23 protein-coding genes and 2 tRNA genes are annotated in these 22,870 nt (G+C 70.9%); 11 read left to right on the top strand and 14 right to left on the bottom strand.

What is annotated here, in order from left to right:
• Nucleotides 1–19: 19 nt before the first annotated feature.
• Nucleotides 20–454, bottom strand: coding sequence for a winged helix-turn-helix transcriptional regulator (locus DQ392_RS19030; RefSeq protein WP_114016823.1), 435 nt, complete (start codon nucleotides 452–454; stop codon nucleotides 20–22).
• Nucleotides 455–563: 109 nt separating this feature from the next.
• On the opposite strand from DQ392_RS19030, the gene DQ392_RS19025 reads away from it, so the two are divergent.
• Complete coding sequence (locus DQ392_RS19025; protein ID WP_114016822.1) at nucleotides 564–1,220, top strand: FMN-dependent NADH-azoreductase; 657 nt, start codon at nucleotides 564–566, stop codon at nucleotides 1,218–1,220.
• A 295-nt stretch (nucleotides 1,221–1,515) separates the two neighbouring features.
• On the opposite strand, the gene DQ392_RS19020 is transcribed toward DQ392_RS19025, so the two are convergent.
• Nucleotides 1,516–1,599: transfer RNA gene (locus DQ392_RS19020), tRNA-Leu, on the bottom strand.
• Between the two features lie 470 nt (nucleotides 1,600–2,069).
• On the opposite strand from DQ392_RS19020, the gene DQ392_RS19015 reads away from it, so the two are divergent.
• The 6 genes from DQ392_RS19015 (at nucleotide 2,070) to pknB (ending at nucleotide 10,194) form a co-directional block, all read left to right on the top strand.
• On the top strand, nucleotides 2,070–2,909 hold the full coding sequence (locus tag DQ392_RS19015) for an FHA domain-containing protein (RefSeq protein ID WP_114016821.1): 840 nt from the start codon (nucleotides 2,070–2,072) through the stop codon (nucleotides 2,907–2,909).
• A gap of 10 nt (nucleotides 2,910–2,919) precedes the next feature.
• A complete protein-coding gene (locus DQ392_RS19010) occupies nucleotides 2,920–3,432 on the top strand; it encodes an FHA domain-containing protein FhaB/FipA (protein ID WP_114016820.1) in 513 nt (170 codons plus the stop codon).
• Nucleotides 3,433–3,468: 36 nt separating this feature from the next.
• The gene (locus DQ392_RS19005; RefSeq protein ID WP_425470561.1) at nucleotides 3,469–5,127 is read left to right on the top strand and encodes a Stp1/IreP family PP2C-type Ser/Thr phosphatase; all 1,659 of its coding nucleotides are present in this window, start codon (nucleotides 3,469–3,471) and stop codon (nucleotides 5,125–5,127) included.
• A 14-nt stretch (nucleotides 5,128–5,141) separates the two neighbouring features.
• Nucleotides 5,142–6,569: an FtsW/RodA/SpoVE family cell cycle protein gene (locus DQ392_RS19000; RefSeq protein WP_114016925.1), complete on the top strand. Its 1,428-nt coding sequence runs from the start codon at nucleotides 5,142–5,144 to the stop codon at nucleotides 6,567–6,569.
• Complete coding sequence (locus tag DQ392_RS18995; protein ID WP_114016818.1) at nucleotides 6,566–8,056, top strand: peptidoglycan D,D-transpeptidase FtsI family protein; 1,491 nt, start codon at nucleotides 6,566–6,568, stop codon at nucleotides 8,054–8,056. Before DQ392_RS19000 ends, DQ392_RS18995 begins: the two co-directional genes overlap by 4 nt.
• Before the next feature lie 179 nt (nucleotides 8,057–8,235).
• Nucleotides 8,236–10,194, top strand: coding sequence for a Stk1 family PASTA domain-containing Ser/Thr kinase (pknB, locus tag DQ392_RS18990; RefSeq protein ID WP_114016817.1), 1,959 nt, complete (start codon nucleotides 8,236–8,238; stop codon nucleotides 10,192–10,194).
• 174 nt (nucleotides 10,195–10,368) lie between these two features.
• Here the strand turns inward: pknB and DQ392_RS18985 are convergent, their stop codons facing one another.
• The 6 genes from DQ392_RS18985 to DQ392_RS18960 all read right to left on the bottom strand — a co-directional run bounded on the left by DQ392_RS18985 (nucleotide 10,369) and on the right by DQ392_RS18960 (nucleotide 15,358).
• Nucleotides 10,369–11,154 carry a class E sortase gene (locus DQ392_RS18985; RefSeq protein WP_114016816.1) on the bottom strand — a complete coding sequence of 262 codons (786 nt, stop codon included), beginning with the start codon at nucleotides 11,152–11,154 and terminating at the stop codon, nucleotides 10,369–10,371.
• A gap of 63 nt (nucleotides 11,155–11,217) precedes the next feature.
• Nucleotides 11,218–12,600, bottom strand: coding sequence for a class E sortase (locus DQ392_RS36225; RefSeq protein ID WP_425470560.1), 1,383 nt, complete (start codon nucleotides 12,598–12,600; stop codon nucleotides 11,218–11,220).
• A 167-nt stretch (nucleotides 12,601–12,767) separates the two neighbouring features.
• A complete protein-coding gene (locus tag DQ392_RS18975) occupies nucleotides 12,768–13,502 on the bottom strand; it encodes an aminodeoxychorismate/anthranilate synthase component II (protein WP_114016815.1) in 735 nt (244 codons plus the stop codon).
• On the bottom strand, nucleotides 13,499–13,714 hold the full coding sequence (locus DQ392_RS18970) for a hypothetical protein (RefSeq protein WP_114016814.1): 216 nt from the start codon (nucleotides 13,712–13,714) through the stop codon (nucleotides 13,499–13,501). The genes DQ392_RS18975 and DQ392_RS18970 overlap by 4 nt, the downstream gene beginning before the upstream one ends.
• 88 nt (nucleotides 13,715–13,802) lie before the next feature.
• The gene (locus tag DQ392_RS18965) at nucleotides 13,803–14,600 is read right to left on the bottom strand and encodes a class E sortase (protein ID WP_114016813.1); all 798 of its coding nucleotides are present in this window, start codon (nucleotides 14,598–14,600) and stop codon (nucleotides 13,803–13,805) included.
• A gap of 29 nt (nucleotides 14,601–14,629) precedes the next feature.
• Nucleotides 14,630–15,358: a DUF881 domain-containing protein gene (locus DQ392_RS18960; RefSeq protein ID WP_114016812.1), complete on the bottom strand. Its 729-nt coding sequence runs from the start codon at nucleotides 15,356–15,358 to the stop codon at nucleotides 14,630–14,632.
• Nucleotides 15,359–15,469: 111 nt separating this feature from the next.
• On the opposite strand from DQ392_RS18960, the gene crgA reads away from it, so the two are divergent.
• On the top strand, nucleotides 15,470–15,730 hold the full coding sequence (gene crgA / locus DQ392_RS18955; protein WP_114016811.1) for a cell division protein CrgA: 261 nt from the start codon (nucleotides 15,470–15,472) through the stop codon (nucleotides 15,728–15,730).
• A 208-nt stretch (nucleotides 15,731–15,938) separates the two neighbouring features.
• Here the strand turns inward: crgA and DQ392_RS18950 are convergent, their stop codons facing one another.
• Complete coding sequence (locus DQ392_RS18950; RefSeq protein WP_425470556.1) at nucleotides 15,939–16,868, bottom strand: rhomboid family intramembrane serine protease; 930 nt, start codon at nucleotides 16,866–16,868, stop codon at nucleotides 15,939–15,941.
• Between the two features lie 100 nt (nucleotides 16,869–16,968).
• A complete protein-coding gene (locus DQ392_RS18945; protein ID WP_114016810.1) occupies nucleotides 16,969–17,496 on the bottom strand; it encodes a peptidylprolyl isomerase in 528 nt (175 codons plus the stop codon).
• Between the two features lie 201 nt (nucleotides 17,497–17,697).
• Between DQ392_RS18945 and DQ392_RS18940 the strand changes: the two genes are divergently transcribed.
• Nucleotides 17,698–18,432, top strand: a complete 735-nt coding sequence (locus DQ392_RS18940) for a DUF5324 family protein (RefSeq protein ID WP_114016809.1) — start codon at nucleotides 17,698–17,700, stop codon at nucleotides 18,430–18,432.
• A gap of 54 nt (nucleotides 18,433–18,486) precedes the next feature.
• Here the strand turns inward: DQ392_RS18940 and DQ392_RS18935 are convergent, their stop codons facing one another.
• Nucleotides 18,487–19,050: an anti-sigma factor antagonist gene (locus DQ392_RS18935; RefSeq protein ID WP_114016808.1), complete on the bottom strand. Its 564-nt coding sequence runs from the start codon at nucleotides 19,048–19,050 to the stop codon at nucleotides 18,487–18,489.
• A 462-nt stretch (nucleotides 19,051–19,512) separates the two neighbouring features.
• Here DQ392_RS18935 and DQ392_RS18930 point away from each other — a divergent pair, with 462 nt between their 5' ends.
• Complete coding sequence (locus DQ392_RS18930) at nucleotides 19,513–20,370, top strand: hypothetical protein (protein ID WP_114016807.1); 858 nt, start codon at nucleotides 19,513–19,515, stop codon at nucleotides 20,368–20,370.
• A gap of 101 nt (nucleotides 20,371–20,471) precedes the next feature.
• On the opposite strand, the gene DQ392_RS18925 is transcribed toward DQ392_RS18930, so the two are convergent.
• Nucleotides 20,472–20,544 (bottom strand) — tRNA-Ala (locus DQ392_RS18925).
• A gap of 128 nt (nucleotides 20,545–20,672) precedes the next feature.
• Here DQ392_RS18925 and DQ392_RS18920 point away from each other — a divergent pair.
• The gene (locus DQ392_RS18920; protein ID WP_114016806.1) at nucleotides 20,673–21,224 is read left to right on the top strand and encodes a helix-turn-helix domain-containing protein; all 552 of its coding nucleotides are present in this window, start codon (nucleotides 20,673–20,675) and stop codon (nucleotides 21,222–21,224) included.
• A 173-nt stretch (nucleotides 21,225–21,397) separates the two neighbouring features.
• On the opposite strand, the gene DQ392_RS34830 is transcribed toward DQ392_RS18920, so the two are convergent.
• Both DQ392_RS34830 and DQ392_RS18915 read right to left on the bottom strand, forming a co-directional pair.
• Nucleotides 21,398–21,532, bottom strand: coding sequence for a DLW-39 family protein (locus DQ392_RS34830; protein ID WP_220182642.1), 135 nt, complete (start codon nucleotides 21,530–21,532; stop codon nucleotides 21,398–21,400).
• 125 nt (nucleotides 21,533–21,657) lie between these two features.
• Nucleotides 21,658–22,869 (bottom strand): YhjD/YihY/BrkB family envelope integrity protein, encoded by a 1,212-nt coding sequence (locus DQ392_RS18915; protein ID WP_245981649.1) that lies wholly within the window; start codon nucleotides 22,867–22,869, stop codon nucleotides 21,658–21,660.
• Nucleotide 22,870: the final 1 nt, after the last annotated feature.

Genomic DNA, 22,870 nt, shown 5'->3' with positions numbered 1-22,870 from the left:
ACGACCGCCGCGCGCGGCCTCACTCGCGGAACGCCTCCGGGCAACGGTTCTCGGTTCCCGTCAGGTGGGAGTCGGCCCAGCGGGTCAGCTCGACCATGGCGGGCCGCAGGGCGTGCCCGGAGTCGGTGAGGCTGTAGCTGACCCGCAGCGGCGGCCCCTCCTGGACGACCCGGGAGACGAGGCCGAACGCGGCGAGTTCGGTCAGCCGGTCGGAGAGCATGCGCTCACTGATGCCGGGCACGGCGCGGCGCAGTTCCGCGAAGTGTCCCGGGCCGCTCATCAGCGCGGCCAGGATCAGCCCTGTCCAGCGCTTGCCCAGCAGGTGGAAGACGCGCGTGATGGCGCTCTCCGGCTCGGTGCAGGCGGCCGCGGGCGAGCAGTCCGGGGACGGGTCTCGGTCCGGGTCCGGGGACGGGGGTGGGGGCGGAAGATCGAGCTTTCCGGGCTCTGACATGGCTCCATCGTACTGCGTCCACACAAGGTGGTGCAGAAAAGTAAGTGACTGTGCTATACATAGTTACGTCGAAAACTTTCCTCAGCTTACAAAGCGCTAGGAGCTCTCCATGGCCACCCTCCTCCACATCGACTCGTCCCTGCATCCGCACGAGGCCTCCGTCTCCCGTGACGTCGCCGCCTCCTTCCGCAAGGCATGGGAGGCCGAGCACCCGGACGGAAAGGTGATCTACCGCGACCTGGGCACCGACCCGGTCCCGCACCTGGAGGGCCCGGCCGCCGTGGCGGGCTTCATCGCCCCCGCGGACCACACCCCCGAGCAGGCCGACGCCTTCAAGCTCCGTGACGAGCTGGCGAGCGAGTTCGAGCGCGCGGACGCGGTGCTGATCGGCGCCCCGATGTACAACTTCACGATCCCCTCCACGCTGAAGGCCTGGCTGGACCACGTGATCATCATGGGCCGCACCACCGGTTCGCCCTCCAGGACCGCGGCGGGCAAGCCGGCCACCGTCGTGGCCAGCCGCGGTGGCGGCTACGGTCCGGGCACGCCCCGCGAGAGCTTCGAGTTCGTGCTGACCTACCTGGAGAAGGTGCTGGGGGAGTCGGGCTTCGGTCTGGACACCGAGTACATCGTCCCGGAGCTGACCCTGGCCGAGGGCAACCCGGCCATGGCGGACCTGGTGGACATGGCGAAGGCGTCCCGCGCCCAGGCCCACGAGGCGGCGGAGCTGCGCGGCAAGGCGCTGGCGGCCCGGTTCGCCAACTGAGCGGCCGCCCGGCCCGCCTTCACCCCACCGAACGGCCGGCTGCCGTCCCCCACCCGTCGAGCAGCCGGCCGACGGTGCGCCCAACCGTCAACACGGAGCGTGCGACCGCACCTGCGGACCGCACGCTCCGTTCGCGTACGCGGGTACCGCCCCAAAACATGTGACCGACCCGACACAGGCCAACAGACAGCACCGGCTCCGACAGGCCGCCTCCAACAGGCGACATCGGCTCCGACCGACGGAGCCCACACGACGAAGGCCCCATCGGGATCCCGATGGGGCCTTCGTCTCTGTGTGCGCGAGGGGGGAGTTGAACCCCCACGTCCTTTCGGACACTGGAACCTGAATCCAGCGCGTCTGCCTATTCCGCCACCCGCGCATTGGGTGTTGCCGGCTCGCCCGGTGCGGGCGCCTGCCGACATCCAGAAGATTAGCACGTCGAGCGGGGTGGATTCACATCCGTATTCGGGCCCCCTCCCCACCCGTTCCCCGCCTCTTCCCGTGCGCTCCCAGCCATGACGCGGCCGTGGCGCAACCTGGCCGCGCCACGGCGCGGCCTGGCGCGGCCCTGGCGCGGCCGGTGCGGGACTCAGTACGAGAACCCGGCGATCCATGCGACGCTGTAGGGCGGTACGGGCGACTGTGGCGGGGGCCGCGCGCGAACCACTGTGAGGGGCAACACTTGAGCACTGGGCCCCACTGGGGAACCAGTCGATTTCCCCGCGCGTGGATACGATCAGTAAGCAGTACCGCAGGAGCACTGTGCCCGTACTCGGGGGGACACTGGGAAGCGGACTGGAGGCCGACCCGGTCGGCTAGGTCCGAGAGCATCTGGGAAGGAGGTGCGTCGTGGGAGTTCTGAAGCGGTTCGAGCAGCGGCTCGAAGGCCTCGTCAACGGCACCTTCGCGAAGGTGTTCAAGTCCGAAGTGCAACCCGTCGAGATCGCGGGCGCCCTCCAGCGCGAGTGCGACAACAACGCCACGATCTGGAACCGAGAGCGCACGGTCGTCCCCAACGACTTCATCGTCGAGCTGAGCCCGCCCGACTACGAGCGGCTCAGCCCCTACTCCGGCCAGCTCGGGGACGAACTCGCCAGCATGGTGCGGGACTACGCCAAGCAGCAGCGCTACACGTTCATGGGACCGATCAAGGTCCATCTGGAGAAGGCCGACGATCTGGACACCGGCCTGTACCGGGTGCGCAGCCGCACTCTCGCCTCCAGCACCTCCCAGCCGCAGGCCGCCCAGCCCCAGCGCGCTCCGGACCGGCCTGGTGGTGCGGGGAACGGCGGCTACGGCTACCCGCCCCGCCCCTCCTCGGCGCCGCCGTCGGCGCCCCCCGCGCCCTCCTCCCCGCCGCCGTACGCGCCGGGCCCCGCCGGTGCCGCGGGACCGCTGCCGGGCACCGAGACGCGGCGCTGGGTCGAGATCAACGGCAACCGCCACCAGATCTCGGGTCCGACGCTGGTGCTGGGCCGCAGCACGGAGGCCGACGTGCGGATCGACGACCCCGGGGTCTCGCGCCGGCACTGCGAGATCCGGGCGGGCAGCCCCTCCTCCATCCAGGATCTGGGATCCACGAACGGCATCGTGGTGGACGGACAGCACACCCAGCGCGCTACGCTCCGCGACGGCTCACGCATCGTCGTGGGCAGTACGACGATCATTTACCGGCAAGCCGAAGGGTGAAGCGGGGGCAATGTCAGAGCTGACCCTCACGGTCATGCGGTTGGGGTTTCTCGCCGTACTGTGGCTGTTCGTCATCGTGTCCATCCAGGTCATCAGGAGTGACCTGTTCGGCACCAGGGTGACGCAGCGCACCACCCGTCGCGCCGACCAGCGCCCCGCTCAGCGGGCACAGCCGCAGCAGCCACCGCAGCAGGGCGGCGGCAGGCGCGGGCGCGGCGCGGGCCGTAACGCCCCCACCAAGCTCGTGGTGTCCGAGGGGTCGCTCACGGGCACGACGGTGGCGCTCCAGGGGCAGACGATCACCCTGGGCCGCGCGCACGACTCCACGATCGTGCTGGACGACGACTACGCGTCCTCGCGGCATGCCAGGATCTACCCGGACCGTGACGGCAGGTGGATCGTCGAGGACCTCGGGTCGACCAACGGCACGTATCTCGACCGCACCCGGCTCACCACACCGACGCCGATCCCGCTCGAAGCGCCGATCCGCATCGGCAAGACGGTCATCGAGCTGCGGAAGTAGTACCGACATGACGACCGGAGGGTGGGCACCGTGCGGATGTACCCGGAGCCGACGGGCGAGGTGCGCATGAGCCTGTCACTGCGCTTTGCCGCCGGATCACACGACGGCATGATCCGTGAGCACAACGAGGACTCCGGCTATGCCGGTCCCCGGCTGCTCGCGGTCGCCGACGGCATGGGCGGCCAGGCCGCCGGCGAGGTCGCCTCCTCCGAGGTGATCTCCGCCATGGTCCAGCTCGACGAGGACATCCCCGGCTCGGACATCCTCACCTCCCTCGGCACCACGGTGCAGCGCGCCAACGATCAGCTGCGGCTGATGGTCGAGGAGGACCCGCAGCTGGAGGGCATGGGCACGACGCTCACGGCCCTGCTGTGGACGGGGCAGCGCCTCGGGCTGGTCCACGTCGGCGACTCGCGGGCCTATCTGCTGCGCGAGGGGCAGCTCACCCAGATCACGCAGGACCACACCTGGGTGCAGCGGCTGGTGGACGAGGGCCGCATCACCGAGGAGGAGGCCACCACGCACCCGCAGCGCTCGCTGCTGATGCGCGCGCTGGGCAGTGGTGACCACGTCGAGCCCGATCTGTCGATCCGCGAGGTGCGCGCGGGGGACCGCTACCTGCTGTGCTCCGACGGGCTGTCGGCCGTCGTCTCGCACCAGACGATCGAGGAGACGCTGGCCGGCTACCACGGCCCGCAGGACACCGTGCAGGAGCTGATCCAGCTCGCGCTGCGCGGCGGTGGCCCCGACAACATCACCTGCATCGTCGCCGACGTCCTGGACGTCGATCACGAGGACACGCTGCACACCCAGCTCAACGACACCCCCGTCATCGTCGGAGCCGTCGCCGAGACGCAGCAGCAGCTGGCGGGCGGCGCGCTGGGCAGCACTCCGGCGGCCCGCGCCGCCGAGCTGGGCCGCGGCCAGGGCGTGCCCCCGCAGGGACAGCCGGGCTCCCCTGAGGGGTTCGGGCCGCCGAGCGGCGATCCGGCGGCGCCGGCGGGCGCGTTCGGTCCCTTCTCCGACGAGGACTTCACCAAGCCGGGCAAGGGCGGCAAGGGCAGGTGGATCAAGCGTTCGCTGTGGATCGCCCTGGCGCTGGCCGTGGTGGGCGGCGGCCTGTACGGCGGCTACCGCTGGACGCAGACGCAGTACTACGTGGGCGCCAACGGTGATCACGTGGCGCTCTACCGCGGCATCAGCCAGGAGCTGGCCGGCGTCTCGCTGCACAAGGTCGACGAGGACCGCCCCGACGTCGAACTCAAGTACCTGCCGGTCTTCCAGCGCAGCCAGGTCGAGGAGACCATCGCGCTGAACGACCGGGACGAGGCCAAGGACAAGCTCACCGAGCTGGGCGAGCAGGCCGAGGTCTGCCGGATCGTCGCCGAGCAGAAGAAGCAGCCCAAGGACCCCGACAAGGGCGACGAGGGCGGCAAGGGTTCCGAGAAGTCCGAGAAGCAGCGCAAGGACGAGCAGAACCGGCCCGGTGACGCCACCACAGGCGGCGGGGCCGGCAACGGGACCGGCACCGCCGGCGCGGACAAGGGGAACGCCGGCGTCGGCGCGGCCACCCACACCGCCTTCACCTCCGGCTCCACCCACGACACCACTGGCGCCGCCTCCAGCACTCCGTCGCCGAGCCCCAAGCTCACGGAGAAGCAGCAGGGGCTGGCCAAGCAGTGCACCGCGCCGTAGGGGGCGGCACAGGCATGAGCAACCTCACCACCACCACGGGCAGCAACACCACCGTGTCCTCCGGCGGACTGCCGAGCCGCCGCAACACGGAGCTGGCGATGCTCGTCTTCGCCGTGCTGATCCCGGTCTTCGCGTACGCCAACGTGGGTCTGGCGATCAACGACAAGCTGCCCTCGGGCATGCTCGGCTACGGCTTCGGGATGGTGCTGCTGGCCGGTGTGGGGCACCTCGTGGTGCGCCGCTACGCGCCCTACGCCGATCCGCTGCTGCTGCCGCTGGCCACGCTGCTCAACGGCCTGGGCCTGGTGCTGATCTGGCGCCTCGACCAGTCGGAGCGGCTGCACCAGCGCGCCGAGAACCTCTTCGGCTCCTTCACCCCCGACGCCCCCAAGCAGCTGCTGTACTCGGCGATCGGGCTGGCGCTGTTCGTGGCGATCCTGCTGTTCCTCAAGGACCACCGGGTACTCCAGCGCTACACGTACATCTCCATGGCCGTCGGCCTGGTGCTGCTGGTGCTGCCGGTGTTCTTCAAGCCGGTCAACGGCGCGCGGATCTGGGTCAGTATCGGCCCGATCAATCTCCAGCCGGGTGAGTTCGTCAAGATCATCATCGCGATCTTCTTCGCGGGTTACCTGATGGTGAAACGGGACGCCCTGGCGCTGGCCTCCCGCCGCTTCATGGGCCTGTACCTGCCGCGCGGGCGCGACCTGGGGCCGATCCTGGTGATCTGGGGCCTCAGCCTGATGATCCTGGTCTTCGAGACCGACCTGGGCACCTCGCTGCTGTTCTTCGGCCTCTTCGTGATCATGCTGTACGTCGCCACCGAGCGGACCAGCTGGATCGTCTTCGGCCTGCTCCTGTCGGCCGGCGGCGCCTCCCTCGTGGCCACGTTCGAACCGCACGTGCAAGACCGCGTCCAGGCCTGGCTGCACCCCTTCTCGCAGGAGGTCATCCAGACCACGGGCAGCGACCAGATCGCCCAGGCGCTGTGGGCGTTCGGCTCCGGCGGGGTGCTGGGCACCGGCTGGGGCCAGGGCAACTCCGACCTGATCGGCTTCGCCGCCAACTCCGACTTCATCCTCGCCACGGTCGGCGAGGAGATGGGCCTGACGGGCATGATGGCCGTCCTGCTGCTCTACGGGCTGATCGTCGAGCGCGGCGTCCGTACGGCGCTCGCCGCCCGCGACCCGTTCGGCAAGCTGCTGGCCGTCGGCCTCTCCGGCGCCTTCGGGCTCCAGGTCTTCGTCGTCGCCGGCGGCGTGATGGGCCTGATCCCGCTGACCGGTATGACCATGCCGTTCCTGGCCTCCGGCGGTTCCTCCGTGATCGCCAACTGGGCGCTGGTCGGCATTCTGCTGCGCATCAGCGACACCGCCCGCCGCCCCGCGCCGGCCCCGGCCCCCTCACCCGATGCCGAGATGACTCAGGTGGTCCGCCCGTGAACAAGCCCCTGCGCCGGATCGCGATCTTCTGCGGTCTGCTCGTGATGGCCCTGCTCGTGCGGACGAACTGGTTGCAGTTCGTCCAGGCCGACGAGCTGAAGACCGACCCGGACAACAGACGTGTCTCCATCGCCCGGTACGCACAGCCGCGCGGCAACATCATCGTGGACGGCAAGTCGGTCACCGGGTCAGCGGCCACCGACGGCACCGACTTCAAGTACAAGCGCACCTACAAGGACGGCGAGATGTGGGCGCCGGTCACCGGTTACGCCTCGCAGGCGTTCGGTGCCAACCAGCTGGAGAAGCTGTACGACCCCATCCTCACCGGCGACGACGACCGGCTGTTCTTCAACCGCACCATCGACATGGTCACCGGCAAGCCGCAGAAGGGCGGCAACGTCGTCACGACGCTGAGCGCCAAGGCGCAGAAGGCCGCCTACGACGGGCTCGGTGACAAGAAGGGCGCGGTCGCCGCGATCGACCCGTCGACGGGCGCCATCCTGGCGCTGGCCAACAAGCCCTCCTACGACGCGTCCGCCTTCGCCGGCAACGGCGACAAGGACAGCAAGGCGTGGAGCGCCCTGCAGAAGAAGAACAACGAAGACGACCCGATGCTCAACCGGGCGCTGCGGCAGACCTACCCGCCGGGCTCGACCTTCAAGGTCGTCACCGCGGCGGCCGGGCTGGAGAGCGGCGACTACGACGTCGACTCCAAGACGGACTCGCCCGACCCCTACACGCTGCCGAACACCAGCAAGGACCTGGGCAACGAGGGCAACATCCCGCAGTGCAAGGACGCCAGCGTCCGCGTGGCGCTCCAGTGGTCCTGCAACACCGTCTTCGCCAAGATGTCCGACGAGCTCGGCAACGACGAGATGATCAAGACGGCCGAGAAGTTCGGCTTCGAGAAGGACGTCGAGGGCGGCACGCTCGACCCGGACCTGGACACCCCGGTGCGGCCCGCCAAGAGCATCTACCCCAAGGACACCCGCCCGCAGAACGCCCAGGCGGGTATCGGCCAGGCCTCCAACCGCGCCACCCCGCTCCAGATGGCCATGGTCGCCTCGGCGGTCGCCAACGACGGCAAGCTGATGAAGCCCTACATGGTCGACAAGCTGGTCGCGCCCAACCTCAACACCGTCGAGCAGACCAAGCCGGAGGAGCTGAGCCAGCCGGTCTCCGCGGAGAACGCCCAGAAGCTCCAGTCGGCCATGGAGACGGTCGTGGAGAAGGGCACGGGAACCGCGGGCAGGATCCCGAACGTCACTGTCGGCGGCAAGACGGGTACAGCCCAGCACGGTGAGAACAACAAGGACAATCCGTACGCCTGGTTCATTTCGTACGCGAAGACGAGTGACGGATCTCCCGTTGCCGTCGCTGTAGTGGTGGAGAGTTCCGACACACTCCGCAACGACATCGCGGGTGGCAAGCTGGCGGCACCGATCGCGAAGGACGTGATGGAGGCCGTCCTCGACGAGAAGCGGTGACATCGACCGGCGGCCTCGGGTGAGCCCGCTCACCACGACCACACCAGGCACGCAACCAGTGGCGGGTACCGTATGCCGAGCAGCACACCGCCGTGTCGCAAGCCTGGGGGGAGCACCCGGCCTCGGGCCGGGGGAGTCCCACGCGCAGCGGCACGGAAGACCGGAGAGGGCTGGAGACTATGGAAGAGCCGCGTCGCCTAGGCGGCCGGTACGAGCTGGGCTCGGTGCTCGGCCGCGGAGGCATGGCCGAGGTCTACCTCGCCCAGGACACCCGGCTGGGCCGCACGGTCGCGGTCAAGACGCTCCGCGTCGACCTGGCCCGCGATCCGTCGTTCCAGGCCCGCTTCCGCCGTGAGGCCCAGTCGGCCGCCTCACTCAACCACCCGGCGATCGTCGCCGTCTACGACACCGGCGAGGACTACGTCGACGGGGTCTCCATCCCCTACATCGTCATGGAGTACGTCGACGGCTCCACCCTGCGCGAGCTCCTGCACTCCGGGCGCAAGCTGCTGCCCGAACGCTCCATGGAGATGACCACCGGCATCCTCCAGGCGCTGGAGTACAGCCACCGCAACGGCATCGTCCACCGCGACATCAAGCCCGCCAACGTCATGCTGACCCGCACCGGGCAGGTGAAGGTCATGGACTTCGGCATCGCCCGCGCCATGGGCGACTCCGGCATGACGATGACGCAGACGGCCGCCGTCATCGGCACGGCCCAGTACCTCTCCCCCGAGCAGGCCAAGGGCGAGGCCGTCGACTCGCGCTCCGACCTGTACTCCACCGGCTGCCTGCTCTACGAGCTGCTGACCGTACGGCCCCCGTTCGTCGGCGACTCGCCCGTGGCCGTCGCCTACCAGCACGTACGGGAAGAGCCCCAGCCGCCCAGCGCCTTCGACCCGGAGATCTCGCCCGCCACGGACGCGATCGTCATGAAGGCCCTGGTCAAGGACCCGGATTACCGCTATCAGAGCGCCGATGAGATGCGCGCCGACATCGAGGCATGCCTCGACGGGCAGCCGGTCGCCGCCACCGCCATGGGCGCCGGCTACCCCGGCTACCCCGAGGACCAGCCGACCACGGCGCTCCACGCCCAGGAGCCCCAGACCTCCATGCTGCCGCCGATGCGCGCGGACGACGGCGGCTACTACGACGAGCAGCGCGGCCGCCGCAAGGGCAAGAGCCCGCTCTCGACGATCCTGCTGGCGCTCGCCGTCATCCTGGTCCTCGTCGGAGCCATCTTCATCGGGCGGGCGCTGTTCGCCTCGCCCGACAACCAGGCCGAGGTACCCAACGTCGCGGGCCTCTCCCAGTCCGAGGCCACCCAGCAGCTGGAGAACACCGGTCTGAAGGCCGCCAAGGGGCAGAGCGAGTTCTGCGACGAGAAGAAGGGCACCGTCTGCAAGACGGACCCCGGCATGGGGGAGAGCGTCGACGCGGACAGCACCGTCAGCCTCATCATGTCCAAGGGCCCCCGCGACCAGGCGCCCCGCGAGGTTCCCGACGTCAAGGGCGAGGTCTTCGCCGACGCCAAGCAGAAGCTCAACGAAGCCGGCTTCAAGGTCGGCAAGAAGCAGCAGGAGTCCGAGCAGCAGGCCGGCACCGTCCTCTCCCAGGACCCGTCCGGGGGTGAACAGCACAAGAAGGGCACCAAGGTGACGCTGACCGTCGCCACGGAGTCCAGGCCGACCGTGCCCAACGTCGTCGACCAGCCCTTCGACAAGGCCAAGCAGCAGCTCGAATCGCTCGGCTTCAAGGTCTCCAAGTCCGAGGAGGAGAACGAGACCAAGGCCGCCGGTACCGTCGTCCGCCAGGACCCCGGCCAGGGCAAGCAGCCCGAGGGCACGACGATCACCCTGACCGTCGCCAAGGCCCCGGACGACCAGCCCGCCACCGTGCCCGACGTCACCAACCAGAAGCTCGGTGACGCCAAGTCCGCCTTGCAGGACGCCGGCTTCGCCGTCGACAAGGTGACAGGGCCCCAGGACGACGACGCGATCGTGATGGGCACCAACCCGCCGGCCAACACGCAGGGCAAGAAGGGCGACAAGATCACCATCATGACGCGCCCGGGAGGACCCGACGAGGGCGACGACGGCGGCGGCATCTTCGGCGACTTCGGCCGCCGTCACCACTGAGCCGGCGCCCTTGACGCAGCTCTCGGCCGGCACCGACGCGTTCGGTGCCGGCCGTCTGTCACCTGACGGGGATCGCGGGGGCACGGCCCCCACCCCGCTGCCCGCCGCGACGGCGCGCGATCACGACGGCGAGGGTCCGGCGGACGAGCGGGCGGTCCCGGCCCTGACGCGGGCTCAGCGCAACTCAGCGGGGGCCGTACGGTCCTCGTCGACGTCCTGGGTGCGGACGAGCTCGCCCCAGACGATGTAGCGGTACTTCGAGGTGTAGACGGGCGTGCAGGTCGTCAGGGTGATGTAGCGGCCGCGCTCCTTCTTTCCCGAGCCCTCCGGGACCGCGTCGAGCACGTCGACGTTGTACTTCGAGGTCTGCGGCAGCTTCTCGAACACCTTGTAGACGTACCAGGTGTTCTTCGTCTCGAAGACGATCGCGTCGCCCTTGTCTATCTTGTCGATGTCGTGGAACTTGGCCCCGTGCCCGTCGCGGTGCGCGGCGAGGGAGAAGTTGCCCGACTGGTCCTGCGGGAGGGCCGACTTGACGGGCTTGGTGTAGTAGCCGGCGATGCCCTGGTTGAGCTCCTTGGGGTCGGTGCCCTTCTTGACCAGGATGTCCTTCTCCGACATCGACGGTACGTGCAGGAAACCGATGCCGTCCCTGGTGTCGAGGTCGCCGGGCCCGCGGTCGGCGGCCCAGTGCTCCCGCACCCGGTCGCTCTCCTTCTTGGCCTGCCGGTCGGCGAGGACGTTGGTCCACCACAGCGAGTAGACGACGAACAGGGCGAGCACGAGCCCCGCGGTGATGAGGAGTTCACCGACGACGCCGACGGCGACGGCCACCCGCCCCCGTCGTACCGGCCCACCGGCCGCCCCCTCACCCGGCGCCTCGGAGCCCTCCTGAGGCGCCTCAGCGGGCTCTCCCCGGTCCGCGGCCTTCTCCGCGGACTCCCGCTTGCGCTCGCTCACTGTGCCGCCTCCACCGCTCCGCCGCCTCGTTGCCGTTCTTCCACCGGGCCCCGCCCGCCGGTGTCAGTCGACGAGCGCGTCCGGCTTGCCCTTGCCGCGCGGACGCTCGTCCACCATTTTGCCCCAGACGATCAGACGGTACTTGGAGGTGAACTCCGGGGTGCAGGTGGTCAGCGTGACGTACCGACCGGGCTCCTGGAAGCCCGACTTGGGCGGAACCGGGTCGATCACACCCGTGTCGGACGGGGAGGTGGAGGGGAGTTGCCGCGTGACCTTGTAGGTGTAGTACTTCGACTGCGTCTCGACCACGACGGCGTCACCCGGCTCCAGCCGGTTGATGTAACGGAACGGCTCGCCATGGGTGTTGCGGTGCCCGGCGAGCGCGAAGTTGCCCTTGCGCTCCCACGGCATGGCCGTCTTCAGCGGCTCGGTGGCGTAGTGGCCGACCATGCCCTTGTCGAGCACCTTCGTCTTGGAGACGCCCTGGGCGATGGGGGCGGTGACGTCGATCCTCGGGATGTGGATGACGGCGAAGCCCTCACCGGGTTCGAAGGCGCCGGGCTTCCTCTCGGGGTCGTCGACGCCCTTGCCCGGCTCGTGCTTGTCCCACTGCTCGTGCAGCCTGTCGGTCGCGCCGCCGGCCTGCTGGTCGGCCCGGACGTTGCTCCACCACACCTGGTACACGACGAAGAGCATCATCAGCACGCCGCAGGTGATGAAAGCCTCGCCGATGGCGCGGCTGGCGATGATCCCGGGCCCGGGCTTGAGCGCCCGCGCCGCCCTGCGGGCCTCCAGCCGTGAGGGCCCCGGCGGGCGTTCGGTACGCGGCGGACCGCCGCTCTCGCGCCGCGGCGCCCGCAGCCCGAGCGTGCTGGGCCCGTCCTCCCGCGCCTCCGCCCGTCTGTCCACCGGCACCTCCGCCCTGGAGGGCACGGACTGCCCGCCCCACTCGGACGCGGCACGCGCACCGGGCCCGCCAGGCGCAGCGGGCCCAACGGTCCCCGCGTGCCCAGCAGGCGCAACGGGCCCTGAGTGCTTCGCAGGCGCGATGGGCCCCGCAGGCCCCGCAGGCCCCGAGGGCGCAACGGGCCCCGCAGGAGCCGAAGGTGGTGCGGAAGCCGCGTCCGGCGCGGGCCCGGCGTGGAGGGCGTCGCCGTAGGGCGCGGACGCGCGGTCGTACGTGCCGGGCGACGGCGCGGCCGGGCGGCCGTGCGCCGGGCGGCCGTAGGGATCCGGCTGCGGCGGCCCCGCCTGCGGCTGAGGCCCGGGCCGGGGCTGGGAGGGCTGCTGCGGCAGCGGCGGCGGCTGTCCGCCGCCGGGCACCGGGTCCGCGCTCAACTCGCCCGGTCCGGGGGCGAACCACCACGACGCCTCGTCCTGGCCGCTCTCCGCGCCGTACAGCCCCGTCCCGGGCTCAGCCACGGGCTCCGGCGCGGGCTCGGGCACGCGACCCCCCGCAGGGGGTCTCGGGGCCGGCAGCGGGTCGTTGAGCGGGTCCGCGAGGGCGTCGATGGCCGCACGGTACGGGTCGTACGCCGCACCGTGTCCTCCCCCGGCGTCCTGGGTGCCTCCGGCGCTCCCCGCGCCTCGCGCACCCTCGCCGTGGCCGGTCGTCACCCGGTGACCGTCCCCAGGCCGACGGCCCCGGGCCCCCCGCCCCCCGGATGACGTCCGGGAGGTGCCCCCAGCCGTGCCGAGCGCTCCACCGCGTCGGTGTCGCCGCACCGCTCCAGCCAGTTGGCGAGCATGCGGTGGCCCCCTTCGGTGAGGACCGACTCGGGGTGGAACTGGACGCCTTCGACGGGCAGTTCGCGGTGGCGCAGCCCCATCACCAGTCCGGCTCCGTCGACGGCTTCGCCGCCGGGGGCCGTCCACGCGGTGACGTCCAGCGCGTCGGGCACCGTGCCGGGGCGTACGGCCAGCGAGTGGTAGCGGGTGGCGGTGAAGGGGGAGGGGAGGCCGGTGAAGACGCCCGTGCCCGCGTGGGAGACCACGGAGGTCTTGCCGTGCAGGAGTTCGGGGGCCCGCTCGACGACGCCGCCGTAGGCGACGGCCATCGCCTGCATGCCCAGGCAGACGCCGAAGACGGGAAGGCCGCGTTCGGCGCAGTGCCGCACCATGCCGATGCAGACGCCGGCGTCCTCGGGGGCGCCGGGGCCGGGGGAGAGGAGGACGCCGTCGAAGCCCCCCTCCTCGCCGCCCCGCGCGGCGGAGGGGCCCACGGCGTCCCGGGGCTCGATCTCGTCGTTGCGGACGACCTCGCAGGTGGCCCCGAGTTGGTAGAGGTACTGCACGAGGTTGAAGACGAAGCTGTCGTAGTTGTCCACGACGAGGATGCGGGCGCTCACGCGGCACCTCCCGCAAGCGGGGTTTCCACGAGCGGGGTTGCCAGGGGTCCGGCGGCGCCGTCGACGGTCACGTCGTTGAACGGCAGCATCGGCTCCGCCCACGGGAAGACGTACTGGAAGAGCAGGAAGACGACGCCGACCACCAGCACGGTCGAAATGAGTATGCGCACCACCACGTTGCCGGGCAGATGCCGCCAGATCCAGCCGTACATCCCGCGATGCCGTCCTCTCTCCTCCCGCGCCGCCTCGGGCACGCGTGCCTCTCGGCCCACCCCAGAGTAACGGCGCCAGGGTACGGCTTCAGCGGCCTCGGCGGGTGAGCGCGTCCGGCTTTCCCCCGGCGGTGGGCCCGGTGGCGTCCAGCCGTCCCCAGGCGATCAGCCGGTGGCTGCTGCCCCATTCCGGGTCGCAGGTGGTGAGGGTGAGGTAGCGGCCGGAGCGCCGGAAGGGGGTGGCCGCCTCGTCGACGGGTTCCGGCACGGACTCCAGTACGCCGGTGTCGCCGGGCAGCGTGCGGTAGGGCCGCGCGGTGATCGTGTACGTGTACCAGGTGTCGCCGTCGTTGACGACGACGGGATCGCCGGGGCGCAGCCGGGGGAAGTCCTTGAAGGGGTCGCCGTAGGTGCGGCGGTGTCCCGCGACGGCGAAGTTGCCCTTCTCACCGGGGTCCGCGGTGCCGGTGTAGTGGCCCAGGCCCCTGCGCAGGGTGGCCGTGGCGGTGTTCTCCAGCACGGGCTTGGACCAGTCGCCGCCGAAGCGGGGGATGTACATGACGGCGAAGGACTCGCCGGCGCGGTGGCCCGGGGCCGCGGAACCGGTGCCGCCGGCGCCGCCGTCGCCCGCCAGTTCGTCGGCGCCGCCCGGGGTGCCGCCGTCGTGGCCGCCCTCCCGGCTGCCGCCCGCGGTGCCCTCGTCCGCCGGGGTGCTGTCCGTGGGGCCCTGGGCCCACTCCTTGTGGAGCCGGGCGATCTCGTCGTCCGAGGCGTGCTCGGCGCGCAGTCCCGTCCAGTAGAGGAGGTAGACGACGAAGAGCACGATCACGAGGCCGATGGTGATGCATGTCTCACTCAGGGTCCGTACGAGGGCTCGTAACGCCATCCCGCCTCACTCCCCACCGGTCGGCGTGGTCAGTCCACGGGCCGGGCCTGCTGGAGATCCACTGTGCCGGAGTAGCCCGGAAGAGTCATCGCCTTGTGCTCGTCGACTTTCCAGCCGAGGCCGTAGGCGTCGACGTATTCGAGGTAGTTCTGGATGGCGGGCGCCGAGCGGAGGGCCTGCTGCAACGCGTCGCGGTCGCCGACGGCGCTGACGGTGTAGGGCGGGGAGTAGACGCGCCCCTGGAGGATGAGGGTGTTGCCGACGCAGCGCACGGCGCTGGTGGAGATCAGCCGCTGGTCCATGACCTTGATGCCCTTGGCGCCGCCCTTCCACAGGGCGTTGACGACGGCCTGGAGGTCCTGCTGGTGGATGACCAGGTCGTTGGGCTCGGGTTCGGGGAGTCCCGGGACCTTGGCGGTGGCGTTGGTGGGGGCGTCGTCGAGGGTGACGGTCAGCCCTTCGCCCTTCTGCTGCGTCAGGCCCGCGCCCTTCTCCAGGTCCGACAGCTCGCGGTCCTGGCCCTTGGTGCTGCCGTCGTCACGGCGGGCGAGGTTGTCGACCTGGCGGTGCAGTGAGGCGGCCTGACTGTCGAGTTCGGCGTTCTGTCTGCTGCGTTCCTGGATGAGGTCGCTGAGCCGTAGCATCGAGGAGTCACTGCGCAGGTTGGTGCCTTGCGCGGTGTTGAAACTGACCCAGAAGATGAGGCCTGCGAGGGCGAAGACGCCTATGGCGGCCAGCCGGGCAGGTCGGAGATGCATTCTGGTCACCGTACCCTTGTCTCCCTCCGCCCTGGGAAAGCACTACGCTAACGGACCACCGTCCCCGTGGGCCGTGCGGCGGTCAGCAGCGCATCGACAGGAGAGTCTCTCGTGCCGAAGTCACGTATCCGAAAGAAAGCGGACTTCACGCCCCCGCCGGAGAAGAAGGCCACCAGCATCGACCTGCGCGGTGGTGGGCGCCGTTGGGTGGCTCCGCTGATGCTGGCGATGTTCGGGATCGGACTCGCCTGGATCGTCGTGTTCTACGTCACGAGCAGTTCGCTGCCCATCGAGGCGCTGGGGAACTGGAACATCGTGGTCGGCTTCGGCTTCATCGCGACGGGCTTCGTCGTCTCCACCCAGTGGAAATGAAAGTTATCCACAAGCTGATCCACAGCCTTGGATAACTCACAAGATCTGTGGATAACTTTCAGGACGTTGACGCCGGTGTGACCGGTCGCGTGGCGTACGAAGACCCGTTCGGCCAGTACTCCCAAGGGAAACGTACGCCTGAGCGAATCTCGGGCGGGCGTACCACACCGTGCACAAGATCCCGTACACGCTGTGGAAAACCCGGGGCTCAGCTGAGCTGGAGGGTGCGCACCACGAGGAGCGCCACGATCGCCGCGAGCAGCAGCGCCGCCGTCCCGTACTGCACCAGTGCCCGCTTCTCGCGGGGCGCGTGCACCATCGCGTAGGCCAGCACCAGCCCCGTCACCAGACCGCCGACGTGCGCCTCCCAGGCGATGTTCCGCCACGTGAAGGTGAAGACGAGGTTGATCGCCAGCAGGATCAGGATGGGCCGCATGTCGTAGCGCAGCCGCCGCATCAGCACGGCCGTCGCCCCGAACAGGCCGAAGATCGCACCGGAGGCGCCCAGCGACGCCTGCTGCGGGGACGCGAGCAGGAAGGTGACCGCGCCACCGCCGAGCCCGGAGAGCAGATACAGGCCCGCGAACCGCACCCGGCCCAGCGCCGCCTCCAACGGCGGGCCCAAAAACCACAGGCCCAGCATGTTCATGAGGATGTGCCAGATCTCCTGGTGCAGGAACATCGAGGTCAGCAGCCGCCACCACTGGCCCTCTGCGACACCCTCCAGCGGCCCGTACGGCTCCGTGACCGCCTGCCCGAACAGCAGCAGCCGGTCCAGCAGCCGGTTGCCGACCGCCTGCACGGCGATGAAGACCGCCACGTTGAGGCCGAGGAGCACCTTGGTGACCAGCCGGGGATCCGCCGTCACCCGGCCGCCCGCCACCGTCCGCGGCCGGTTCGCACCGGGAGCGTGCCCGGTGCCCGAACCCGATCTGACGCACTCGGGGCACTGGAACCCCACGGAGGCCGGCACCATGCACTCGGGGCAGATCGGCCGCTCACAGCGCGTGCAGGAGATACCGGTCTCCCGATCCGTGTGCCGGTAACAGTGCTTGGGGCCCTGCTGCCCGCCCTGACCGCCGGAACCGCCGTCCCGCTCGGCCCCGCCCCCGGGCTGTCCTTCCTGCGCCACGCTCACCCCTCCGAGTCTCCCCCACGCACGACCCCACCCGCCCTGAATACGGACGGGTGGGGCGTACGGTTCCTGCTGTCGCGTCTGCTCGCGTCCGCTCGCGCGCCTACTGGCGTTCGATCGTGACGGACTCGATCACCACGTCCTGGACGGGGCGGTCGGTGCGCGGGTTGGTCTGGGCGCCGCCGATGGCGTCCACGACCTTCTTGCTCGCCTCGTCGGCGACCTCACCGAAGATGGTGTGCTTGCCCGTCAGCCACGTGGTGGGCGCGAGGGTGACGAAGAACTGCGAGCCGTTGGTGCCGGGCCCCGCGTTGGCCATGGCCAGCAGGTAGGGCCTGGTGAAGGCCAGGTCCGGGTGGATCTCGTCCCCGAACTCGTAGCCGGGGCCGCCGGTGCCGTTGCCCAGCGGGTCACCGCCCTGGATCATGAAGCCGCTGATGACACGGTGGAAGACCGTGCCGTCGTACAGCCGGTCGGTGCTCTTGGCACCCGTCGCGGGGTGCGTCCACTCGCGGGAGCCCTCGGCGAGCTCGACGAAGTTCTTGACCGTCTTGGGGGCGTGGTCCGGGAAGAGCTGGATCCGGATGTCGCCGTGGTTGGTCTTCAGGGTGGCGTGGAGCTGCTCGGCCACGATCTACCTTCCATCTGTCTGCGTTGACTCCCCCGATCCTCCCACGGACGCTGAAGAAGGTCGGCTGACCCGGATGCCCACTCGGGGGTACCCGGTAGCGGTCTGCCAGGCATGATCTTCGAAAGGGGTGGAAAAACGACTTCCTGTCCTCCGTTTTCGGAGAGACTGCCCCACGTCATGAGCCACCGAAGAGGAGGAACCGTGACCGCCAAGGAAAGCGTGCGCGCCGCGACCGGCACCACCAAGGAGAACGTGCGCCACGCAGCGGAGGTGGTGAAGCCCCACGCCGACCAGGCCAAGGACGCCGCCGCGCGTTACGCACAGGAGGCGAGCGCGCGGCTGGGGCCCAAGGTCGCCAAGGCCGCCGAACAGGCACGCCACACCGCACGCGAAGGCTACGAGAGCTACGTCGGACCCCGCGTCGCCCAGGCATGGGACGCCCTGCCCGCCGACGTCGACAAGGCCGCGGGCCGGGCCGCAAAGCGCACCAGGAAGGCGGCCCGCAAGGCGGCCGACTACGCGGGCCCGCGCATCGAGAGCGCCGTGGCGGACGTGCGCACCGCCACCGCGCCCGCCCGTGAGGAAGCGGCGGCGCGCGGCGCCGCCGCGGTGGCCGCGCTGCGCGGCCAGGTGACGGCCGAGGAGATCGAGAAGCTCTCGCGCCGGCGCCGCCGCCGGTCCCGCACCGGCCGCTTCGTCTGGCGCGCGGGGCTGATCGGCCTGGTGGCGGGCGGCGCGTACGCGGCCTGGCGCTGGTGGGACCGGCAGGCGAACCCGGACTGGCTGGTCGAGCCGCCGGCCGCCACCGAGGTCAGCGACCGGGCGCCGCTCACCAGCGTGAACGGCTCGGGTGCCGCCGGCGGTGACGCCGATCTCGACCCCGAGGTGCGGGCCAAGCAGGACGACGCCGAGGCCGGGGAGCGCAAGGAGAAGTAGCCGCGGTGCCGGCCCGCAGGGGTGGCTGCCCAGCGGAAGGGGCGGGAGACCTGATCAGGTCTCCCGCCCCTGGGCGTTCGAGGCGCTGTCCGCCCCCTCGCCCGGCAGGGCGCCGCGGCCCTCCTGCTCCGGGAGGAGGGCGCGGCCGGCCCCTTCCTGGCGGGGTACGCCGTCGGCCCCCTCGTGGCGGGGCGCGATGTCGGCCGTCTCGTGGTGGGGCGTGCCGTCCGGCCCCTCGTCAGGGAGCGTGGGTACGGGTGCCAGGACGTCGGCCAGCCCGGTGATGCGCAGCAGCCGCAGCACGCGTGCGTCCGCGCACACGAGGGTGAAGGTGCCGCCGCCCGCGAGCACCCGGGAGCGGATGTCCACCAGGAGGGCGAGTCCGCTGCAGTCGATGAACGTCACGGGCCGCAGGTCGGCGACGAGGCGGCGTGCGGGGGCCGCGGTGAGCGCGTAGAGCTGCGGCGTGGTGGCCAGGACCACGGCCAGGTCGATCTCCCCGCTCAGCTCCACCACGGTCCGTTCCGCACCGGCACGGGAGCGCACGGTGCCGCCCGGGGGCTCTTCCCCCGCCGCGGATGTCAGCGTGCGGGCGCTCTCGTCCCTGTGCGGTGCCATCGGTGCCCTCGCGTATGACCTTGTGACCGTAGGAGTCCGGGAAATCTGACCGTAGGAGTCCGGGAAATCGGCCCGTAAGCATAGGCAGCGTCCCTGGGGGTGGCGCTGCGCCACCCCCACACCATCACCCGATCGAGTGGAATAAGCGTAAACCGCTTGCAAGTTGGCCGCAGAATACTCCGGCAGGTCCGCGCGGCACGGCGGTTCGTCCCCGGAAAACCGCGAAGTGGCCGCCGGACACACGCGTCGGGGGAACACTTGAAGCCGTGCGGAAAACATCCCTGAGGAGACAACGTCGTTCGTCGGCAGGGCGGGCGAACTGGCGTGGGTACGCGACGCACTCGGGCGGCGGCGGCTGGTGACCCTGGTCGGCGGCGCCGGGGTCGGCAAGTCCCGGCCGGCCCTGCGGGCGGCCTCGGCGCGCACCCCCGAGGCGGACGGCGTCATCTACTGGGCCGGCCTGTGGCCGCTGCCCGGGAAGAACTGCTCGCCGCCACCGTCGCCGACGCGCTCGGCCTCTCGGACCACACCTCCCGGATGCCGCTGGACGCGGTGTGCGCCTGGGTGGCGGAGCGGCCCGTGCTGCTGGTCCTCGACTCGTGTGAACACCTCGTCCCCCAGTGCCGTCACCTGATCGAGCGGATGCTGGCGGCCTGCCCCGGGCTGCGGGTGCTGACCACCAGCAGGGAGGCGCTGGGCGTGGCCGGCGAGACGGTCCTCACCGTGCCGCCGCTGGAGACCGCGACCGACGCGGTGACGCTGTTCGCCCAGCGCGCCGAGGCGGTCGGCGCCCCCGTACGGGACGACGCCCAACAGCGGCTGGCCGCACGCCTGTGCGCCCGCCTGGAGGGCGTTCCGCTGGCGCTGGAGCTGGCCGCGGCCCAACTGCGCCACCACGGCCTCGCCGAAACCACCGCCCGGGCCCGCTCAGGACTCGACCTCCCCCACGCCCCCCCGCACCGCCCAGGGCGGACGAGGCGACGAGACACGCGCGGGACATGCTGGACTCCAAGCGCCGCCTCGGCGACCGCTTTCGGCCTCGCGCTCGGCCTGGAGCTGCTGGCCGCCTCCTGGGCGGAACGCGGCGCCCCGCGGCACGCCGCCCTCGCCTACGGCGCCGGCGCACAGCACTGGGAGATCGTCGGCCACCACCAGCGCGGCACCCCCGAGGTCGCGCCGCTGCGAAAGCGGGGGCAGGCGGCGGCCCGATCGCGCCTGGGCACGACGGAGTACGCCGCCCTGTTCGAACGCGCACTGCGCGCCGACCGCGACCACGTGGTGGCCTGGGCGACCACGCCGGACCCCGCACCCCACCTGTGAGCGGACGTACCGCGGGACCCCGCACCGGAAGGCGCCGGGCGCCGGCCCGGAAAAAAGCTCCCCCGGCCCGCGTTGTCGCAGGTCAGGGGAGCTTGTCGACGTGGAGCCAAGGGGAGTCGAACCCCTGACATCTGCCATGCAAAGACAGCGCTCTACCAACTGAGCTATGGCCCCGTCCGCACCAGGATACGCGCTCCCGCGCACTCCTTCCGACCGGGTATCGCCCGCACCCGTCGCCGTCCGTAGGATGCACGGCAAGTTCGCGCGAGCGAAGTGACACAGGGGAGCCCAGGGGAGACCTCATGGACGCAGCAGCACAAGACGCGACGGCCAAGGCGCGCGAGCTCCAGAGTCAGTGGTACGGCGAGCCGTTGGGGACTCTCTTCCGTCGGCTGATCGACGACCTCGGCCTCAACCAGGCACGCCTCGCGACGGTGCTCGGACTGTCCGCGCCTATGCTTTCGCAGCTCATGAGCGGGCAGCGCGCAAAGATCGGGAACCCGGCCGTCGTCCAGCGCGTGCAGGCCCTCCAGGAGCTGGCCGCCGAGGTGACACGCGGCGACGTGAGCGCGGCCGACGCGACGGGGCGGATGGACGAGATCCGGCGTACCGCGGGCGGCAGCGTGCTCAACAACGCCTCGCAGGCGGCCCCCGCCGGCGGCTCGCAGACCCCCGTCAAGCGCGTCGTACGGGAGATCCAGGCCCTGCTGCGCTCGGTATCGGACGCCGCCGACATCATCGACGCCTCGAACGCGCTGGCCGCCTCGCATCCGGAACTGGCCGAGTTCCTGCGGGTCTACGGCGCGGGCCGCACCTCGGACGCGGTCAAGCACTACGAGGCGCACCAGAACTGAGCCGCTCCGCGCGCCTCCCCGCGCCCGAGCATCCCCCCAGGCCGCGTCGCGGGCGGCCCGCCCCGCCCGTCCGCCCGGCGCGCAGGCCCGTGGCCAGGCCATGACGAAGGCCCTGACCGCTCGGGGCGGTCAGGGCCTCATGAAACTCGTCTGGCGTTCGCTGTCGGCCGGGCTCACACACCCGAACCTGCGGGCACGGAGTCGGTCGCCTCCGTCCACAGGTCCTGCTCGGCGCGGTCCGCCTGGATCTGGCGGTACACGAGGAGACCGCCGACTGCGGCCAGTGCGACCAGGATCAGCTTCTTCACCGCGCTACCTCGTCCTTCATAGACATTCGACTTCCTGGCGGCCGATGATACCCAACGGCCCCGACGGACAAAGGGGTCGGCCCGGCCGGATCCCGGCGCGCCTTCAGCCGGGCCCCGGCGCGCCTTCAGGCCGTGCGCGAACGCTTCTTCCGCTTCGTACGGGACCGCTCCTGGAGCTGGAGTTCCCGCTCGGCGCCCGGCACCCCCTCGGCGAGCTGCCTGCCGCGCTCCCGCTCCGCGTTGAACTCCGCGCCCAGCAGGACGGCCAGGTTGGTCAGCCACAGCCACACCAGGAAGACGACGATCCCGCCGAGCGCTCCGTAGGTCTTGTTGTAGGAGGCGAAGTTGGCCACGTAGAAGGCGAAGCCCACCGAGGCGACCAGCCAGATGACCAGCGCCAGCACCGCGCCGGGGAGCACCGAGGTGACGCCCCGCAGCTTGGCGTTGGGCGAGGCGTAGTAGAGCACGGCGATGATCAGGATGACGACCAGCACCATCACCGGCCATTTGGCCCAGTTCCACGCCGTGACCGCCGCGTCACCGGCCCCCAGCGCGTCTCCGGCCTTCTTCGCCAGCGGCCCGCTGACCACCAGGGCGACCAGCAGGGCCGCCTGGAGCAGCACCGCGATCAGCGTCACCACGAGCTGTACGGGGCGCAGCGTGAAGAAGGAGCGCCCCTCCTCGACCTCGTAGATCACGTTGGAGGCGCGGATGAAGGCCCCCACGTATCCGGAGGCCGTCCACAGTGCGCCCAGGGCGCCGACGATCAGCAGGATGGCCGGGGTGCCCGAGCCGGACGCCATGGACTCGATCGGCTTTTTGAAGGTGTCCACGGCCGAGGCGGGACCGATCGAGCTGACCAGGTCGGTCAGCGTGCTGACGATCTTCTTCGGGCTCATCACGAGGCTGACCAGCGAGATCAGCGCGATCAGCGCGGGGAAGACCGACAGGACCGCGTAGTAGGTGAGGGCGGCGGCCGAGTCGGAGAGGTTGTCCTCCTTGAACTCGGCCAGCGTCCGCTTCAGCGTCGGCCCCAGCCCGCCGCGCCGCTGGTGCGCAGGCCCCTCGGGCCTGCGCCCCGAGGTCTTCTCCCGCCGCGCCCCCTCCCCGGCCCTTGGCCCGGACTCGGCCCCGGCCTCGGACCCGGACTCGGGCCCTGATGCGCGCCTGGGCTCGTCCACGGGCTCACGTCCGCCCTCAGGCGTGCGTTCAGGGCCGCCCCCGGCCGCCGGATCGGCCTCCGGCCGGCCTTTGGAGCCGTTCACCGGCCCGTTCAGCGGCCCGTTCTTCGGTGGGTTCTGCGGCTCCCGCTCCGGCCCGGGCCCGGGACTGGTCATC

This window comes from Streptomyces reniochalinae (genome assembly GCF_003323735.1).
GTDB lineage: Bacteria > Actinomycetota > Actinomycetes > Streptomycetales > Streptomycetaceae > Streptomyces > Streptomyces reniochalinae.
This window is presented reverse-complemented; position numbering and strand designations above follow the sequence as displayed.